Source organism: Methylobacterium sp. WL8 (assembly GCF_008040045.1).
GTDB classification, from domain to species: Bacteria; Pseudomonadota; Alphaproteobacteria; order Rhizobiales; family Beijerinckiaceae; genus Methylobacterium; species Methylobacterium cerastii.
Map to the genome: position 1 here is coordinate 1 of NZ_VRVF01000092.1, position 16,147 is coordinate 16,147.

Annotated in this window: 15 protein-coding genes and 1 pseudogene; 8 read left to right on the forward strand and 8 right to left on the reverse strand. The window is 69.5% G+C overall.

Features of this window, described 5'->3' with window-relative positions; translation table 11 throughout:
* The first annotated feature begins 171 nt into the window (after positions 1-171).
* Complete coding sequence (locus FV234_RS22645) at positions 172-750, forward strand: type 1 glutamine amidotransferase domain-containing protein (protein WP_147761992.1); 579 nt, start codon at positions 172-174, stop codon at positions 748-750.
* An 80-nt stretch (positions 751-830) separates the two neighbouring features.
* Here FV234_RS22645 and FV234_RS22650 read toward each other — a convergent pair whose 3' ends face one another.
* The 3 genes from FV234_RS22650 to FV234_RS22660 all read right to left on the reverse strand — a co-directional run bounded on the left by FV234_RS22650 (position 831) and on the right by FV234_RS22660 (position 3,607).
* Positions 831-1,124: a hypothetical protein gene (locus tag FV234_RS22650; protein ID WP_147752558.1), complete on the reverse strand. Its 294-nt coding sequence runs from the start codon at positions 1,122-1,124 to the stop codon at positions 831-833.
* Positions 1,125-1,489: 365 nt separating this feature from the next.
* Positions 1,490-2,344: an NAD(P)-dependent oxidoreductase gene (locus FV234_RS22655; RefSeq protein ID WP_147831785.1), complete on the reverse strand. Its 855-nt coding sequence runs from the start codon at positions 2,342-2,344 to the stop codon at positions 1,490-1,492.
* A 60-nt stretch (positions 2,345-2,404) separates the two neighbouring features.
* Positions 2,405-3,607: a pyridoxal phosphate-dependent aminotransferase gene (locus FV234_RS22660; protein WP_147761993.1), complete on the reverse strand. Its 1,203-nt coding sequence runs from the start codon at positions 3,605-3,607 to the stop codon at positions 2,405-2,407.
* Between the two features lie 184 nt (positions 3,608-3,791).
* Between FV234_RS22660 and FV234_RS22665 the strand changes: the two genes are divergently transcribed.
* Positions 3,792-4,814 (forward strand): LLM class flavin-dependent oxidoreductase, encoded by a 1,023-nt coding sequence (locus FV234_RS22665; protein ID WP_147831787.1) that lies wholly within the window; start codon positions 3,792-3,794, stop codon positions 4,812-4,814.
* A 302-nt stretch (positions 4,815-5,116) separates the two neighbouring features.
* On the forward strand, positions 5,117-6,016 hold the full coding sequence (locus tag FV234_RS22670) for a fumarylacetoacetate hydrolase family protein (protein WP_348643092.1): 900 nt from the start codon (positions 5,117-5,119) through the stop codon (positions 6,014-6,016).
* A gap of 212 nt (positions 6,017-6,228) precedes the next feature.
* On the opposite strand, the gene cysN is transcribed toward FV234_RS22670, so the two are convergent.
* The 3 genes from cysN to FV234_RS22685 are packed head-to-tail and all read right to left on the reverse strand — an operon-like array spanning position 6,229 to position 9,355.
* Positions 6,229-7,629 carry a sulfate adenylyltransferase subunit CysN gene (cysN, locus tag FV234_RS22675; protein WP_147831791.1) on the reverse strand — a complete coding sequence of 467 codons (1,401 nt, stop codon included), beginning with the start codon at positions 7,627-7,629 and terminating at the stop codon, positions 6,229-6,231.
* The gene (cysD, locus tag FV234_RS22680) at positions 7,629-8,564 is read right to left on the reverse strand and encodes a sulfate adenylyltransferase subunit CysD (RefSeq protein WP_147831793.1); all 936 of its coding nucleotides are present in this window, start codon (positions 8,562-8,564) and stop codon (positions 7,629-7,631) included. Before cysD ends, cysN begins: the two co-directional genes overlap by 1 nt.
* Positions 8,561-9,355 carry a phosphoadenylyl-sulfate reductase gene (locus FV234_RS22685; RefSeq protein ID WP_147831795.1) on the reverse strand — a complete coding sequence of 265 codons (795 nt, stop codon included), beginning with the start codon at positions 9,353-9,355 and terminating at the stop codon, positions 8,561-8,563. The genes cysD and FV234_RS22685 overlap by 4 nt, the downstream gene beginning before the upstream one ends.
* Before the next feature lie 234 nt (positions 9,356-9,589).
* On the opposite strand from FV234_RS22685, the gene FV234_RS22690 reads away from it, so the two are divergent.
* The 5 genes from FV234_RS22690 to FV234_RS22710 all read left to right on the forward strand — a co-directional run bounded on the left by FV234_RS22690 (position 9,590) and on the right by FV234_RS22710 (position 15,640).
* A complete protein-coding gene (locus FV234_RS22690) occupies positions 9,590-10,105 on the forward strand; it encodes an Lrp/AsnC family transcriptional regulator (protein WP_147831797.1) in 516 nt (171 codons plus the stop codon).
* A 111-nt stretch (positions 10,106-10,216) separates the two neighbouring features.
* Complete coding sequence (locus FV234_RS22695) at positions 10,217-12,001, forward strand: flavodoxin domain-containing protein (protein WP_147831799.1); 1,785 nt, start codon at positions 10,217-10,219, stop codon at positions 11,999-12,001.
* Between the two features lie 188 nt (positions 12,002-12,189).
* Positions 12,190-13,986, forward strand: a complete 1,797-nt coding sequence (locus FV234_RS22700) for an NADPH-dependent assimilatory sulfite reductase hemoprotein subunit (RefSeq protein ID WP_147831801.1) — start codon at positions 12,190-12,192, stop codon at positions 13,984-13,986.
* 90 nt (positions 13,987-14,076) lie between these two features.
* A complete protein-coding gene (locus tag FV234_RS22705) occupies positions 14,077-15,174 on the forward strand; it encodes a Gfo/Idh/MocA family oxidoreductase (RefSeq protein WP_147831803.1) in 1,098 nt (365 codons plus the stop codon).
* Between the two features lie 268 nt (positions 15,175-15,442).
* A complete protein-coding gene (locus tag FV234_RS22710) occupies positions 15,443-15,640 on the forward strand; it encodes a hypothetical protein (protein WP_147752546.1) in 198 nt (65 codons plus the stop codon).
* A gap of 48 nt (positions 15,641-15,688) precedes the next feature.
* Here the strand turns inward: FV234_RS22710 and FV234_RS22715 are convergent, their stop codons facing one another.
* Complete coding sequence (locus FV234_RS22715; RefSeq protein WP_147831805.1) at positions 15,689-16,036, reverse strand: hypothetical protein; 348 nt, start codon at positions 16,034-16,036, stop codon at positions 15,689-15,691.
* A pseudogene (locus tag FV234_RS22720) lies at positions 16,036-16,147 on the reverse strand (IS5/IS1182 family transposase); the annotation flags it as partial. The gene FV234_RS22715 and the pseudogene FV234_RS22720, both read right to left, overlap by 1 nt.

Here is a 16,147-nt window from a genome sequence, read left to right on the forward strand (position 1 = left end):
GGTCGGAAGGCCGGGGTTGGCCATGCGTTGCCTCGTGCAGGTGGGTGGTGGGTTAGGCAACGGATCGCCCGCGCGAGGGTTCCGCGCAGTCCTGGGTTGCCGCTTGGTCCGGGAACCGCGCGCGAGCGTCCCGGTTTGCCGGCCGACGCCATCCATGCGGAGCGAAACGCCATGCCCGACATCAAGCAAGCCAAGGTCCTGATCCTCGCCACCGACGGGTTCGAGGAGACCGAGCTCACCGTTCCCCAGGCCAAGCTGCGCCAGGCCGGCGCGACGGTGCACGTCGCCGCGCCGAAGTCGCGCGAGAAGCCGGAATCGATCCGCGGCTGGGACAAGACCGACTGGGGCAAGAACGTCGCGGTCGACCTCGACCTGGAAGGCGTCGACCCGGGCGCCTACGACGCGCTCGTCCTGCCCGGCGGCCAGATCAACCCGGACAAGCTCCGCCTCGAGCCGAAGGCGCTGGAGGTGATCAAGGCCTTCGTGACCTCCGGCAAGGTGGTCGCCGCGATCTGTCACGCGCCGTGGCTGCTGATCGAGGTCGGCGCCGCGAAGGGCCGCGACCTGACCTCGTTCTCCTCGATCCGCACGGACGTGATCAACGCCGGCGGCCGCTGGCACGACCGGGAGGTCGTGACCGACCACGGTATCGTCACCAGCCGCAACCCGGGCGATCTCGACGCCTTCTCGGCCAAGATCATCGAGGAGATCGCGGAAGGGCGGCACGCGCCGCGGTCGCTCGCCGCCTGATCGGTTGTCCGAACGCGACGAGGCCGTCCACCTTTCGGTGGGCGGCCTTTCGCGTGTTTCGAGACGGTCGCCCGAAGCGCTCAGCGCTTGGCGACGAGCGCTTTCTGCGGCTTCGGCTTCGCACCGGTGGTGCTGGCGATGAGCGCCGAGAGGTGATCCTGATCGAGGTTGGCCGACGCCTTGGCCGGCTGGGCCGCGGCGCGTTCTGCCCTGCGCGGCTCGATCGACCCGGTTGTGGCCGGATCGGGGAGGCTCGCCTGGATCTGCGCGCTGGGCGCCGGATCGCGCTGGACCCGAAGCGCCCAGTGGGCGGCGGTGGACAGCGCCGCGATCGCCAGGATCGCCTTGACGCCGCTGGTGAGGAACCCCCGCATGATGGTCAAGCCCGGCAAAACGCAGTGACACGCGGCCGGTTCCCCGGCCCGTCCTCACTGTTGCCGAAGAGCGTGAACGAAAGCCGAAGGCCTGCGCCGACCTCCGTCCCGGAACGGGTCGAAACTTGTGTGGGCCATGCGCCGGGTCCGCGGTTCCTGTTCCCCGCGCCTCCGACACGCCTGCAGCATCCCGGCCCACCAGGTTTCACAGGAACGGTCCAGAGAACTGGTCCGAGCCGCCCCGTCACTGCCGACCCCGCGTCCATGCAGGCCCGAGCGGGCTCGCGAAACCATCAGGCGCATCGGCCGCAGGGACCGCCGACATAGGTGAAGTGCCTCGAGCCGGCAACCGAAGCGCGGCGCGATCAGCGCGTCCGCGACGATCCGCCTGCGGCCTCGGCGAAGGCGAGCAGCGCGACGACGTCCGCCTCACCCTCGGACGCCGCGAGCCGTGCAAAAATCTCGGCCGCGCCGGCGAAGACTTGGCCGCCGGCGCGGTCCGGCGCGAGGAAGTCGGCGATCTCGTGCATCTCCGCGACCCAGCGATGGGCCTTCGGCATCATGTCGGGAAAGCCAGCGGCGAACCGGGCGAGCAGCTCCGGCTCGCTCTCGGCGAGCTCGGCCCGCAGCGCCGCGCCGGCGCCGGCGCGCTCGGCGCCCAGCACGACGATGGCGGCGAGCGCCCGCAGGCCCTTGTTGATGCCGGCATAGGCCATCTTCAGGCCCGACGCCGCGCCGACGCCGCCCTCGCAGGCGCGCATGTCGAGCCCGCATTCGCGCAGCGCCAGCAAGGGGGCGAGATCCTCGCCCGCCACGTAGATCCGCGGTCCCTTGGCGCCGGGCTTCGGGGGAAGCCCGAGGATGGCTCCGTCGAGGAACGGCGCCCCGCTCGGCGCGATCGTCGCGGCGATGCCGTGCACCGTCGTCGGCGAGACAGCGTTCAGGTCGACGTAGACCGGCTTTTTCACCACCGAGGCCAAGCTCGGTGCGAGACGAGCCACCAGGGCGGCGGCGTCGGCCGGCGGCACGATGGACAGGATCAGGTCGGCCGCGACGATCTCGGCATCCTCGGCATGGGTCATGCCGGCGTCCTCGGCCCGCGCGCGGGTCGCGGCGCTGCGCCTGGTCAGCGAGGTCAGGACGCGGACGCCGTTCTCGGCGAGGCGCCGCGCGACCGCGCTGCCCATGGCGCCCGGGGCGATGACGGCAATCGTTTGCATCGCACCACCTTCAGGCTGGTGCCGGCGCGGGGAGGATCCTCGCGCCGGCCGTCGCCGGTCCTAGCGCAGCGAGCCGCAGAACCGCTGGATGCGGTTGCAGGCTTCCTCCAGGGTCTTGGTCGAGGTCGCGTAGGAGATGCGCAGGTTCGGGCCGAGGCCGAAGGCCGAGCCGTGGACCGCGGCGACGCCCTCCGCCTGGAGCAGCTCGGTGACGAAATCCTCGTCGGTCGCGATGGTCTTGCCGGACGGCGCCGTGCGCCCGATCGTTTCCGCGCAGGACGGGTAGACGTAGAACGCGCCTTCCGGCGTCGGGCATTGCAGGCCCTTGGTCTGGTTCAGCATCGAGACCACGAGGTCGCGCCGCTCCTGGAACGCCGCCTTGAACTGCGCGAGGTGCGCCTGCGTGCCGTCGAGCGCGGCCACCGCCGCCCATTGCGAGATCGACGAGGCGCCCGAGGTCTGCTGGCCCTGGACGAAGTCCATCGCCTTGATCAGCTTCTCCGGGCCGGCGGCGTAACCGATGCGCCAACCGGTCATCGCGTAGGCCTTCGAGACGCCGTTCATGGTCAGCGTCCGCTCGTAGAGGCCCGGCTCGATCTGGGCCGGCGTGACGAACTCGAAGTCGCCGTAGGTCAGGTGCTCGTACATGTCGTCGGTGAGCACCCAGACGTGCGGATAGCGCATCAGCACGTCGGTGATCTTCTTCAGCTCGGCGTGGCTGTAGGCGGCGCCCGACGGGTTCGACGGGGAGTTGAGGATGATCCACTTGGTCTTCGGGGTCAGCACCCGCTCCAGCTCCTCGGGCTGAAGCTTGAAGTCGTGCGCCATGTCGGTCTCGGCGAAGACGGGCGTGCCGCCGCAGAGCACCACCATCTCCGGGTAGGACACCCAGTAGGGGCGCGGGATCACGACCTCGTCGCCGGGGTTCAGGGTGGCGAGCAGCGCGTTGTAGATGACGTGCTTGCCGCCGGTGCCGACGATGGTCTGCGAGACCTTGTAGTCGAGCCCGTTCTCGCGCTTGAACTTCTTCACGATGGCTTCGCGCAGCGGCACGATGCCCGAGACCGGCGGGTACTTGGTCTCGCCGCGGTTGATCGCCTCGATGGCGGCGTGCTTGATGTGCTCGGGCGTGTCGAAGTCGGGCTCGCCGACCGACAGGCTGATCACGTCCATGCCGCCGGCTTTCAGGTCGCGCGCCTTCTGCGTCATCGCGATCGTCGCGGATGGCTTTACGCGCGAGAGGGCGTCGGCAAGAAAGCCCATGATGGGGACTCCGGTTTTCGTGCAGGTTTCGCCGTCCCGTGACGGCGGCGGGACCGTAGTCGCGGGTCGGAAAGCCGGCAAGGCGCCCGGTCGGGGTTCGGCGGGAAACGTCACGCGCCGGATGCAGGGCTCGGGCGCTAGCGACCGCCTCGACGGCCGGTTCGGGCGACACCATCTCCGGTCGATGGCAAATCTCTCCGTTCTCGACCTGTCGTTCGTCGGTTCCGGCTCGACCCCGGACCAGGCGCTGCGCGATTCCCTCGACCTCGCCCGCCATGTCGACCGCCTCGGCTACGGCCGTTACTGGCTCGCCGAGCACCACGCCCTGCCCTCGGTGGCGAGCCCGGCCCCCGACATCATGGTCGGCCAGATCGCGGCTGCGACCCGTACGATCCGCGTCGGCTCCGGCGGCATCATGCTGCCGAACCACGCGCCGCTGATGGTGGCCGAGCGGTTCAAGGTCCTGGAGGCGCTGTTTCCCGGGCGAATCGACCTCGGCCTCGGCCGCGCGCCCGGCACCGACGGCATCACCGCCCAGGCGTTGCGCCGCCGCGAGGCGCCACGCGGCGGCGACGACTTCCTCGACCGGCTGCAGGAACTGATGCTGTGGGAGACCGGTGGGTTCCCCGAGGGCCATCCGTTCAACACCGTGGCGGTGATGCCGGCCGGCGTGCCCCTGCCGCCGATCTTCCTGCTCGGTTCGTCGGATTACAGCGCGCACCTGTCCGCACGCCTCGGGCTCGGCTTCGCCTTCGCGCAGCACTTCGCCTCGTTCGACGCGCGTTTCCCGATGCTCGATTACCGCAGGGGCTTCCAGCCCTCGCGCTGGGGCGCCAAGCCCCACGCGATCCTCGCGGTCGCAGTCGTCTGCGCGGAGACCGACGCGCAAGCCGAGCGCCTGGCGCTCAGCACGCAGCTGGCGACGCTGCGGCGCGAGCGCGGCGAGTACGCACCGATCCCGACCCTGGCCGAGGCCGAGGCTTATCCCTACGGCGACGCCGAGCGCGCCCGCATCGCCCGCGGCCGCGACCGGCTGCATGTCGGCGCGCCCGAGACCGTCTGCGCGCTGCTGGCGGGCCTCGCCGAGGCGACGCAGGCCGACGAGATCATGGTCGTGTGCGCCATCCCCGACCAGGAGGCGCGCCGCCGCTCCTACAGCCTGCTCGCGCAGGCCTGGGGCCTCGCCGAAACCGCCGTCGCGGCGTGAGGCGGGGAACGACAAACCCGTCCCACCTGTCCCGTAGGTTGCATTCGTTCGCCTGACATCGCGCGCAGATCGGCGCATCCTGTCGATCCCGATGCGGTTTCGCCGCATCGGACACGCGGACGGCCCTCCAAAGGGCCGCCACGACGGGACAGCGATCTCGAGAGGAGACGATGATGGGCGATCGACGCAATTTCCTGAAGGCGACGGCGGGCCTTGCGGCTGCTGCCGTTACGGCATCAGCGCCTGCGCAGGCGGCCGAGACGGCGGCGTCCGCGCTGCCCCCGGCAAAGGCCCTATGGGGCATGCCGCGCGACATGATCCTGATCAACCTCCGCCGCGACGGCGCGTACGGCCTCGGGTTGAAGACCCGGGACGGCGTGCTCGACGTCACCGCCGCCGGCAAGGCGGTGGGCCTGCCGGTGCCGGCCGACATGGACGACCTCCTGCAGAACGGGAAGGGTCCGATGCTGCGCGCGGTGATCGACGCGGTCGAGGCAGCCCCCGAGCCGCGCCTGACGATCGCCGAGGATCAGGTCGCCTATGCGCCGCTGGTCACCCGACCGGAAAAGATCATCATGATGGGGTTCAACTACCGCAAGCACGCCGAGGAGACGGGAACGCCGCCGCCGAAGGACCCACCGCTGTTCAACAAATACAACAACACGCTCAATCACCACGGCGGGACGATCAAGCTGCCGACGTACGCCGCCCGCGAGTTCGACTACGAGACCGAGCTGGTGATCGTCTTCGGCCGCGAATGCCGCGACGTCTCGGAGGCCGACGCCCTCGACTACGTTGCAGGCTACGCCACCGGCAACGACTTCAGCGCCCGCGACCTGCAGACGCTCACATCGCAATTCATGATCGGCAAGACATCGGACGGGTTCGCGCCGCTCGGCCCCTACCTCGTGACCGCCGACCGCGTGCCCGACCCGAACAATCTGCGGCTCGTCACCAAGGTCAACGGTGCGGTGCGGCAGGACTGGACCACGGCCGACATGATCTTCAACTGCCGCCAGCTGATCAGCTTCGCCTCGAAGGTCATGACCATCAAGCCGGGCGACATTTTCTACACCGGCACGCCGCAGGGGGTGATCTTCGGCGAGAAGATCCCGCGGGCGGAACGGCGATGGCTGAAGCCGGGCGACGCCGTCGTATCCAGCCTCGAGGGACTGGGCGAGCTGCACTTCACGCTCGTTTGAGAGCTGGGCAGCAGCCCGCCGCCCATCTTACGATCCCCCGAACGTCCTGATCCCGAGGTGCCCGCCTCGGCGGGCCTCGAAGGAGCATTCCAGCGACCGCGCGGCCGGTTGGAGACCTCCTTCAAGGCGTCCGCTTCGCGGAAGCGCCTCAGTTCGAGGTGGTGGATCGGATGGAGGGCGCGACGGATGAGCGAGCGCGCACCCTTCTCGGATCAGCCGCCGAACAACCCGCGCAGGCGGCTGAGGAGGCCGCCCCCGTCATTCGTCGTCGGCCTTTCGGCCGTTACCGCCACGCGTGCCGGCGCCTGCACCAGCCCCAGAGCCGCCGTATCCGTGCTCTCGCGGTCGATCAGGATCAGGCCACCGGTGTCGCGGGTCTCGGCGTAGGCGTCGAAGGGCACCGCGCGGTCGAGCTTGAGCGTGACGTCGGCGATGTCGTTGGCGACGAGCTTGTCGGCCGGGCCGGGCTGCCCCGTCTCCGGGTCGACGCGGTTGCGGATGCGCTCGACCACGGCGTTGGCCGTGACGGTGCCGACCTTGGCGAGCAGCGTCGCGCCGGGCGCGAGCTCGGTCTCGGCGGCCCAGAACAGGCGCACGTCGAGGGTATCGGAGACCTGCATCGGGTGGGAGGCGGCGGCGATGACGCTGCCGCGCGAGGCGTCGACCTCGTCGGCAAGCACCAGGGTGACCGACTGGCCCTCCTGGGCGCTGGCGAGGTCGCCGTCCGGGCCGAAGACGCGCGCGACCGTGCTGGTGCGGGCGGAAGGCGCGATCGCCACCGCATCGCCCGGCCGAACGGTGCCGGCAGCGATCAGGCCTGAGAAGCCGCGGAATTCGGAATTGGGCCGGTTGACCCACTGCACAGCCATGCGGAACGGGGCGGCCAGGGCCTCCTCGTGCACCGGCACGGTTTCGAGATACGCGAGCAACGTCCCGCCCTGGTACCAGGGCGTGGAGACCGCCGGCAGCACGACGTTGTCGCCGTTCTTCGCCGAGAGCGGGATCGCGCGGACCTCGGTGAAGGCGAAGTCCTTGGTGAAGGCGGTGAAGCCCGCGACCAGCTCGTCGAACCGGGCCTGCGACCAGCCGACGAGGTCCATCTTGTTGATCGCGAGCACGATGCGACGGATGCCGAGCATCGAGACCAGCAGGGCGTGGCGCCGGGTCTGACGGGTGAGGCCCTGGCGTGCGTCCACCAGGATGATGGCCACATCGGCGGTCGAGGCGCCGGTCGCCATGTTGCGGGTGTACTGCTCGTGGCCGGGGGTGTCGGCGACGATGAAAGAGCGCCTGTCGGTGGAGAAGAACCGGTAGGCGACGTCGATGGTGATGCCCTGCTCCCGCTCGGCCTGGAGGCCGTCGACGAGGAGGGCGAGGTCGACCTCCTGTCCCTGCGTGCCGTGCTTCTTCGAATCGCGCTGGAGCGCGGTGATCTGGTCGTCGAAGATCTGCTTGGTGTCGTGCAGCAGGCGGCCGATCAAGGTCGACTTGCCGTCGTCCACCGAGCCGCAGGCGATGAAGCGCAGGACTTCCTTGCTCTGATGCGCGGCGAGGAACGACTCGTAGCCGAACTCGGCGGTGTCGAACGCGTCCTTGGGGGGGGGGACCGTCATCAGAAGTAGCCTTCCTGCTTCTTGCGCTCCATGGCGCCGGCGCCGTCCTTATCGATCACCCGGCCCTGCCGCTCCGAGGTGCGGGCGGCCAGCGTCTCGCCGATGATCGCGGGCAGCGTGTCGGCGCCGCTCTCGACGGCGCCCGTGAGCGGATAGTCGCCGAGCGTGCGGAAGCGGACGTTGCGCAGCATCGGGGCCTCGCCGGGCTCCAACGGCAGGCGGTCGTCGTCCACCATGATCAGCTGGCCGTCTCGCTCCACCACCGGCCGGGGCTTGGCGAAGTAGAGCGGCACGATCGGGATCCGCTCCTGCTCGATGTAGAGCCAGATATCGAGCTCGGTCCAGTTCGAGAGCGGGAAGATGCGCAGCGACTCTCCGCGCTTCTTCCGCAGGTTGTACAGGTGCCAGGGCTCGGCGCGCTGCCGCTTCGGGTCCCAGCGGTGCTGGGCGGTGCGGAGCGACACGATGCGCTCCTTGGCGCGCGAGGCCTCCTCGTCGCGCCGGGCGCCGCCGAAGGCCGCGTCGAACTTGTGCTTGTCGAGGGCCTGACGCAGCGCCTGCGTCTTCATCACGTCGGTGTGGACTTCCGATCCGTGGCTGATCGGGCCGACGCCGCGGGCGAGCCCGTCCTGGTTGGTGTGGACGATCAGCTCGAGGCCGAGCTCCTTCGCGCGGGCGTCGCGGAAGGCGATCATCTCCCTGAACTTCCAGGTCGTGTCGATGTGCATCAGGGGGAACGGCAGGCGGCCGGGCGCGAACGCCTTCAGCGCCAGGTGCAGGAGCACCGACGAATCCTTGCCGATCGAGTAGAGCATCACCGGGTTCTCGGTCTCGGCGACCGTCTCCCGGAAGATGTGGATGCTCTCGGCCTCGAGCCGCTGCAGGTGCGTGAGGCGGGAGCCGGCCGGAGCCTGGATCGCGGGTGCGGCGCTCATCGGGCCATCTCCGGTCTATGGGATTTCGTGGTTTCGAACGCGGCAGCTTCCTCGCCGGGCGCGACGTCGGCCTCGGGCGCATGGATGTGCAAGCCGCATTCCTTCTTGGATTCCTGCTCCCACCACCAGCGTCCGGCACGCTCGGATTCGCCGACGCGGACGGCGCGGGTGCAGGGGGCGCAGCCGATCGAGGGGAAGCCCCGGTCGTGCAGGACGTTGTAGGGCACGTAGTTGTCGCGCACGAAGCGATCGACGTCCTCCCTCGTCCAGTCGGCCAGCGGGTTGATCTTGATCAGGTTGCGGGCCTCGTCGAACTCGGCGAGGAGCGTGTCGGCCCGGTTGGCGGACTGGCCGGCGCGCAGGCCGGTGAGCCAGCCGGCGGCGCCGTCGAGGGCGCGGCCCAACGGCTCGACCTTGCGGAAGCCGCAGCAGGCCTGTCGCGCCTCCACCGAGTGCCGGAAGCCGTTGATGCCGGCGTCGCGCACGAACGCCTCTTCGGCGACGCGCTCCGGCGCGTAGGCCTGGATGCGGATGCCGTAGGCCGATTCCGTCTCGGCCCAGACATCGTAGGTCTCGGGGTAGAGGCGCCCCGTGTCCAGGGTGACGATCTCGGTCCGGCCCTTCGCCATTGCGAGCGCGTGGGTGAGCGCCTGATCCTCGATGCCGAGGCTCGTGGTGAAGACGAGCCGGCCGGGGATCGTCGCCTCGACGAGGGCGATTCGCCCGCGCAGGTCGAGGGGATTCATCTGGGCGGCGAGGTCGAGGGCCGCCTGGGGGCTTTGAAGGGTCATCGCCTGTTCGTTCGCGGGCCGGCACGTGCGCCGGGCACTGGTTGTTCCGTGAGATGTTCGCTATAACGAACGGTGTCAAGGCGCCGCCGTACGGCCGGACGGGACTGCGCTGCACTGCAGAAGACCTTGGCAACACGCTGCGATCGGGATCGGTTGCGCGAAAATGGAAGTTCCTTCTCATGGGGGCCCTGCGCGGGCCGCATGGCGGGACGACGTCGAGACGTGAGGTTAGCCTTGGATTCGATCGACCTGAAGATCCTGGCACTGCTCCAGACGGACGCCACGCTGTCGATCGCCGCGATCGGCGAGCGGGTCGGCCTGTCGCAGACGCCGTGCTGGAAGCGCATCCAGCGTCTGGAGGCGGACGGTGTGATCGACCGGCGGGTGGCCGTGCTCGATCCCGTCAAGCTCGGGCTCGGGCTCACCGTCTTCGTGTCGATCGAGACCGCCGACCATTCCCGCGATTGGCTGGAGCGATTCGCCGGCACCGTCTCGGCGATGCCGGAGGTGCTGGAATTCTACCGGATGGCCGGCGACGTCGACTACATGCTCCGCGTCGTCGTGGCCGACATGAGCGCCTACGATACGTTCTATAAGCGGTTGATCGCGACGCTGCCGTTGAAGAACGTCACCTCGCGCTTCGCCATGGAGAAGGTGAAGTCGACCACCGCCCTGCCGCTGCCCGCCCCCCCGACCAACGGCCGCCAGATCCAGGGGCTGCCACCGACCCTGGTTGCGGTCGGAGAATAACCTTCTTTTTTGCGCCGCAACGACGATCGACTCCTTCTCCAAATCGAGCGTTCTGTAAAACGGACGTTTTCCCGTTGACAGGGGCTCGCCGCCCCACGACATGGTCTGCCGATGTCACGCCAAAGCCTCCTTCCCCGCACTGCGCCGTTCGGCGACAGCGAGCGGGCCAGCCTCGACGCCGTCCTCGGCAGCGCGACGGCGATCCAACGCGCCTGGCTCGCCGGCTTCCTCGCGGGCGTCGACGCGGCCGGCGGGCAGCCGGCGGCGGCACCCGCGGCCCCGCCGAAGGCCGCCGAGCCGCTGACGATCATCTACGCGAGCGAATCAGGCAACTGCGAGTCGCTGGCCGGCAACGTCGCCAAGCTCGCGCGCAAGCAGGGCTTCAAGCCGAAGGTCATCGACTTCGCCGACCTCGACCTCGCGGTGCTGCCGAAGGCCGGCAAGCTCGTCGCCATCGCCGCGACCTGGGGCGAAGGCGAGCCGCCGGCTCGTGCGGTCTCCACCTACAACGCGCTGATGGGCGACGGCGCCCCGCGCCTCGACGGCGTGGAGTTCGCCGTGCTGGCGCTCGGCGACACCTCCTATGCCGAGTTCTGCGCCACCGGGAAGGCGCTCGACGCCCGCTTCGAGGCGCTCGGCGGCAAGCGCGCGGCGGAGCGCGCCGACCTCGACCTCGACTTCGAGAAGCCGGCGGCCGACTGGATCAAGGGAACCCTGAAGGCGCTGGCGCCGGCGCCCGTCGCCGCCGACAACGTCGTGGCGGTGGACTTCGCCCGCGCCGCCTCGTCCGAGGACGACGAGGCCGAGCCGAGCCGCGAGCCGGTCGTCGTCGAGGTGGTCGAGCACGTGAACCTCAACTCGTCGCGCTCCGACAAGGAGACGATCCACCTCGCCCTGGCCTTCGAGGACGGCGCCCCCGCCTACGAGCCCGGCGATTCGCTGGAGATCTACCCGGAGAACGACCCGGCGCTCGTCGAGGAGATCCTGAAGGCGACCGGGCTGACCGGCGACGAGGCCCTGCGCCGCTCGCTGCTCGCCGAGCGCGACATCACCACCCTCTCGGCCGCCACCGTCGAGCGCTTCGTGAAGGCCACCGGACACGAGGAGGCCAAGCGCCTGATCGAGGGCGGCGAAGTCCGCGCCTGGATCGAGGGGCGCCACCTCATCGACCTGATCGAAACCTATCCGGCGGCGCTGACCGCCGAGCACCTCGGCGGCATCACCCGGCCGCTGCCGCCGCGCGCCTACTCGATCGCCTCGTCACGCAAGGAAGTCGGCGACGAGGTCCACCTCGCCATCGCCGCCGTGCGCTACGAGACCCACGGCAAGGCGCGCTCCGGCGTCGCCTCGACCCACGTCGCCGACCGGATCTCGGACGGCGCGAAGCTCCGCGTCCGCCTGAAGCCGAACCGCCACTTCCGCCTGCCGGCCGACCCGGCGACCGACATCATCATGGTCGGCCCCGGTACCGGCGTCGCGCCGTTCCGCGCCTTCGTGCAGGAGCGCCGCGCCGTCGAGGCCACCGGCCGCAGGGTCGGCAGATCTTGGCTGTTCTTCGGCGACCGGCACTTCACCCACGACTTCCTGTACCAGCTCGAATGGCAGGAGGCGCTGGAGGACCGCTCGCTGACCCGGATCGACGTCGCGTTCTCGCGCGACCAGCCGGAGAAGCTCTACGTCCAGCACCGGATCGACCAGCACCGCGCGGAGCTGGTGGAGTGGCTGGAGGGCGGCGCGCACCTCTACGTCTGCGGCGACGCCAAGGCGATGGCCAAGGACGTGCGCCTCGCGGTCGAGAACGCCTACGCAGCGGTGAAGGGCCTGAGTGCCGACGATGCCGCAGCGGCGGTGTCGGCCCTTGAGCGCGCCGGGCGTTACCAGCAGGACGTGTACTGACACGCGCCAGCCCTCCCCCCGCTGCGGGGGAGGGTGGCCCCTGCCTTGGCAGGGGTCGGGAGAGGGGAACGCCCTTTCCGGAGATGTCGCTCCCCTCGCCCGACCCGCTTCGCGGGCCACCCTCTCCCGCAGAGGGGAGAGGGATCGGCGATCCCTGAGATTTGCGAGAACGAAGTCGGATCACCGCCATGGACGACCACAAGCCCGTTTCCGAGCGCGTCTACGAGACCCCGCCGACCGGTCGCCCGATCGACGAGGCCGAGGCCGCGCGGACCGCGGGGCTCGCGCATAACGAGCACCTGAAGATCGCGAGCGGCTATCTCCGCGGTGGCTTAGCCGACGGGCTGCTCAAGCATGCCACCGGCGCGATCTCCGACGACGACGGGCAGCTCGTGAAGTTCCACGGGATGTACCTGCAGGACGACCGCGACCTGCGCCCGGAGCGGACCAAGAAGAAGCTCGACAAGGCCTACGCCTTCATGATCCGCCTGCGCATCGCCGGCGGCGTCATCAGCCCGAAGCAGTGGCTGGCCCTCGACGACATCGCCACGACCTACGCGGGCGACGCGATCCGCGCGACCACGCGCCAGACCTTCCAGTACCACGGCGTCATCAAGTCGAACCTCAAGCGCACCATGGCGGCGATCGACGCGGCGCTGCTCGACACCATCGCGGCCTGCGGCGACGTCAACCGCAACGTCATGGCCGCGACCAATCCGGCCCAGACCCACGCGCACGCCGCGGCCTACGCGCTCGCCAAGGACATCTCCGATTCGCTGTTGCCGAAGACCAACGCGTGGCGCGAGATCTGGCTCGACGGCGAGAAGGTCGTCGGCGGCGAAGAGGAGTTCGAGCCGGTCTACGGCAGGACCTACCTGCCGCGGAAATTCAAGGTCGTCGTCGCGGTGCCGCCGTCGAACGAGGTCGACGTGTTCGCTCACGACCTCGGCTTCATCGCGATCCTCGACAAGAACAACAAGCTCACCGGCTGGAACGTCACCGTCGGCGGCGGCATGGGCATGACCCACGGCGAGACGGACACCTTCCCGCGCACCGCCGACCTGATGCTGTTCTGCAAGCCGGACGAGGCCGTGAAGGTCGCGGAAGCCGTGATGACGGTGCAGCGCGACTGGGGCAATCGCACAAACCGCAAGAACGCCCGGCTGAAGTACACGATCGAGCGCTACGGCCTGAAGGCGTTCCGCGCCGAGGTCGGGAAGCGCGTCGGCATCAGCTTCGCCGACCCGAAGCCCTTCACCTTCACCGGCAACGGCGACCGCTACGGCTGGACGGAGGGCGACGACGGCCGCCACCATCTCACGCTCTACGTGCCGTCGGGCCGGATCAAGGATTACGAGGACGGCCCGAAGTTCCTCAGCGGCCTGCGCCGGATCGCCACCCAGCACGAGGGCGACTTCCGCCTCACCGGCAACCAGAACGTCATCATCGCCAACGTCCCGTCCGAGAAGCGGGCGGCGATCGAGGCGTTGGTCGACGAGTACGGCCTGACCAAGGGCGCAGGTGCCCTTCGCCGCAATTCGATCGCCTGCGTTGCGCTGCCGACCTGCGGCTTGGCGCTCGCCGAGAGCGAGCGCTACCTGCCGCACCTGATGACCGAGCTGGAAGAGAGCTTGGCCCGCCACGGCCTGCAGGATGACGAGATCACCATCCGCTCGACCGGCTGCCCGAACGGCTGCGCCCGCCCCTTCATCGCCGAGATCGGCCTCGTCGGCCGCGGGCCGGAGCGCTACCACCTCTATCTCGGCGCCGCCTTCGACGGCTCGCGCCTGGGCAAGCTCTACCGCGAGGACGTGGCGGCGTCGGAGATCCGCGACACCCTCGACCCGCTCTTCGCCGACTACGCCAAGAGCCGGAACCCGGGCGAGCGCTTCGGCGACTTCCTCGTCCGCGCGGGCCACGTGGCCAAGACGACGAACGGGCCGGACTTCCACGACAACATCGGCGCGCTGAAGCCCGCCGCCTGACGCCGGGCCGCCGGGACCGTCCGGCGGTCCTCGCGGAAACCTCGGCTCGCACCTCGCGTTGCGCCTGCGTTGGCGCAACCGGGGGCGAGCATGGGTGAGGCGAAGACGATCCGTTACGCGGTGGTCGGCGGCGGTTGGATCTCGCAGGCGGCCTTCATGCCGGCGGTGGCGCAGACCGGCAATTCCGCGATCACGGCCCTGGTCACCGGCGACCCGGAGAAGGCCACGGCGCTCGCCGAGCGTTACGGGCTGACGGCGTTCTCCTACGAGCGGTATCGCGAGGCGCTGGCGTCCGGGCTGTTCGATGCGGTCTACCTCGCGCTGCCGAACGGCATGCACCGCGACTACGCCGTGCCGGCGCTGGAGGCCGGCCTCCACGTGCTGCTCGAGAAGCCGATGGCGACGAGCGTCGCCGATTGCGAGGCGATCATCGCGGCGGCCGAGCGCGGCAACGCGCGGCTGATGCTCGCCTACCGCCTGCACTTCGAGCCCGGCACCCTCGATGCGATCGAGCGCGTGCGCGCCGGGGCGATCGGCGAGCCGCTGGTGTTCTCGGCGACGTTCGGCCAGCACGTGGCGACCCAGAACCACCGCGCGCACCAGGGCTACTGGGCCGGCCCGGTCCCCGACATGGGCACTTACCCGATCAACGCCGTGCGCAACCTGTTCTCCGACGAGCCGGTCGAGGTCCACGCCCACGGCGCCCGCCGGCCGGGGAGCCCCTACGGCTTCCACGGCACGGTCGCGGTGACGCTGCGCTTCCCCGGCGATCGCCTGGCGCAGTTCACGGTCTCCTACGAGACCGACTCGGTCGACGCCTACCGCGTCGTCGGCACCGAGGGCGACCTGCTGATGGCGCCGGGCTTCACCTTCGGCCAGCCGCTTGCGGGCGAGCTGACCCGCGTCGGCAAGACCGAAAGCCTGTCCTACCCGAGCGTCGACCAGTTCGGCGCCGAGACGCGGTACTTCTCTGATTGCATCCTGGACGGCCGGGTGCCGGAGCCGGACGGCGAGGAAGGCCTCGCCGACGTCCGCATCTTGGCAGCAATCGAGCGCGCGCTCGAGACCGGCCAGCCGCAGACGCTGCCGCCGATGCGACGCCGGACCCGACCCGACACGTCGCAGGCGATCGAATTGCCGGAGATCACGGTCCCCGAACTGGTGAACGCCGCCAAGCCGGGCGGCTGAGGGCGTCCATCGAAATCCGGCCCGGAACACGCACCTTCCTACCAAGACCCCGATGCTGAGGCGTTTTGTGGAAGCGGCCGGCGAAGACGCGTTGGAGTGCGCCTGCGAAGGGACCAAGCTTTGGTACGGTCGGCCATGCTGCTTTGCAGCAAAGCCGACGCGCCCTTCATGGTCCTGAGCTTGGCCGTTCCGGTGCGATAATTCTTCGGTTGCATCGAACGAAGTGCGATTCTGCTCGTTGTCCCGAAAATCCGTACGGGACCGCGACATGGCCAAGCACGAAATCCTCGGATATTTCGAACATCGCCGCGACGGCGCCTGGGTCTGCGTCCGTCCGTTCACGCTCACCACGAAGAGCGCGGCGGTCGACATCCGCCAGGGCATGCGCTTCGACTACGGCAAGCGCATCGGCGGCGTGGACCTCGCCGAGTACCTGGAGCAGCTCGGCTCCCAGTTCGGATCGTAGACCTTCGCGTCGGCACTCAGCGTTGCAAGCCCGGAGGCCTGCGTCGCGTCAAAGCCTGTAGTCGGTCCTGCAGGCGCCCCAATGCCGGCCGGCGAGCTTCACCGGCGCGTCGACCTCCGTCACCATGATGACCTGCGTCCCGAGTTCGCGGCGGTAGACCTGCAGCGTCACGGGGCGCGTCGAGCGGGCCGCGGTGATGCCGGTGCGGTCGTCGAAGATCCGCAGGTTGCGTGCGTTGACTTGGTTCCACATCGGGTCGTCGTGGCGCTGCGGCTGCGAATAGATGCGGTTGTGGAACGGCAGGAAGCCGTTGCGGTCGGTGAGGATGCAGAACATCATCCGCGGGTCGCGAGCGACTTCCGCTTCGAGGATCGGCCCTAAGAGTCTGTCCGGCATCATAATGTTTTCTGACAGAGCTTTCGGGTCATGAGGCGGATGGAGGCCAAGAGGACGAACGCTCGCCCTTTCCGGCTTTTGCATTCCCAATCCTTCGCGAGACGGCGGCAG

What these genes read in the sequence shown, in the direction of transcription:
- FV234_RS22665 (WP_147831787.1), top strand. Translation starts at nt 3,792, where the DNA reads ATGGCAAATCTCTCCGTTCTCGACCTGTCGTTCGTCGGTTCCGGCTCG.
- FV234_RS22655 (WP_147831785.1), bottom strand. Translation starts at nt 2,344, where the DNA reads ATGCAAACGATTGCCGTCATCGCCCCGGGCGCCATGGGCAGCGCGGTC.
- cysD (WP_147831793.1), bottom strand. Translation starts at nt 8,564, where the DNA reads ATGAGCGCCGCACCCGCGATCCAGGCTCCGGCCGGCTCCCGCCTCACG.
- FV234_RS22715 (WP_147831805.1), bottom strand. Translation starts at nt 16,036, where the DNA reads ATGCCGGACAGACTCTTAGGGCCGATCCTCGAAGCGGAAGTCGCTCGC.
- FV234_RS22685 (WP_147831795.1), bottom strand. Translation starts at nt 9,355, where the DNA reads ATGACCCTTCAAAGCCCCCAGGCGGCCCTCGACCTCGCCGCCCAGATG.
- FV234_RS22650 (WP_147752558.1), bottom strand. Translation starts at nt 1,124, where the DNA reads ATGCGGGGGTTCCTCACCAGCGGCGTCAAGGCGATCCTGGCGATCGCG.
- FV234_RS22700 (WP_147831801.1), top strand. Translation starts at nt 12,190, where the DNA reads ATGGACGACCACAAGCCCGTTTCCGAGCGCGTCTACGAGACCCCGCCG.
- FV234_RS22645 (WP_147761992.1), top strand. Translation starts at nt 172, where the DNA reads ATGCCCGACATCAAGCAAGCCAAGGTCCTGATCCTCGCCACCGACGGG.
- FV234_RS22695 (WP_147831799.1), top strand. Translation starts at nt 10,217, where the DNA reads ATGTCACGCCAAAGCCTCCTTCCCCGCACTGCGCCGTTCGGCGACAGC.
- FV234_RS22660 (WP_147761993.1), bottom strand. Translation starts at nt 3,607, where the DNA reads ATGGGCTTTCTTGCCGACGCCCTCTCGCGCGTAAAGCCATCCGCGACG.
- FV234_RS22705 (WP_147831803.1), top strand. Translation starts at nt 14,077, where the DNA reads ATGGGTGAGGCGAAGACGATCCGTTACGCGGTGGTCGGCGGCGGTTGG.
- cysN (WP_147831791.1), bottom strand. Translation starts at nt 7,629, where the DNA reads ATGACGGTCCCCCCCCCCAAGGACGCGTTCGACACCGCCGAGTTCGGC.
- FV234_RS22670 (WP_348643092.1), top strand. Translation starts at nt 5,117, where the DNA reads ATGCCGCGCGACATGATCCTGATCAACCTCCGCCGCGACGGCGCGTAC.
- FV234_RS22710 (WP_147752546.1), top strand. Translation starts at nt 15,443, where the DNA reads ATGGCCAAGCACGAAATCCTCGGATATTTCGAACATCGCCGCGACGGC.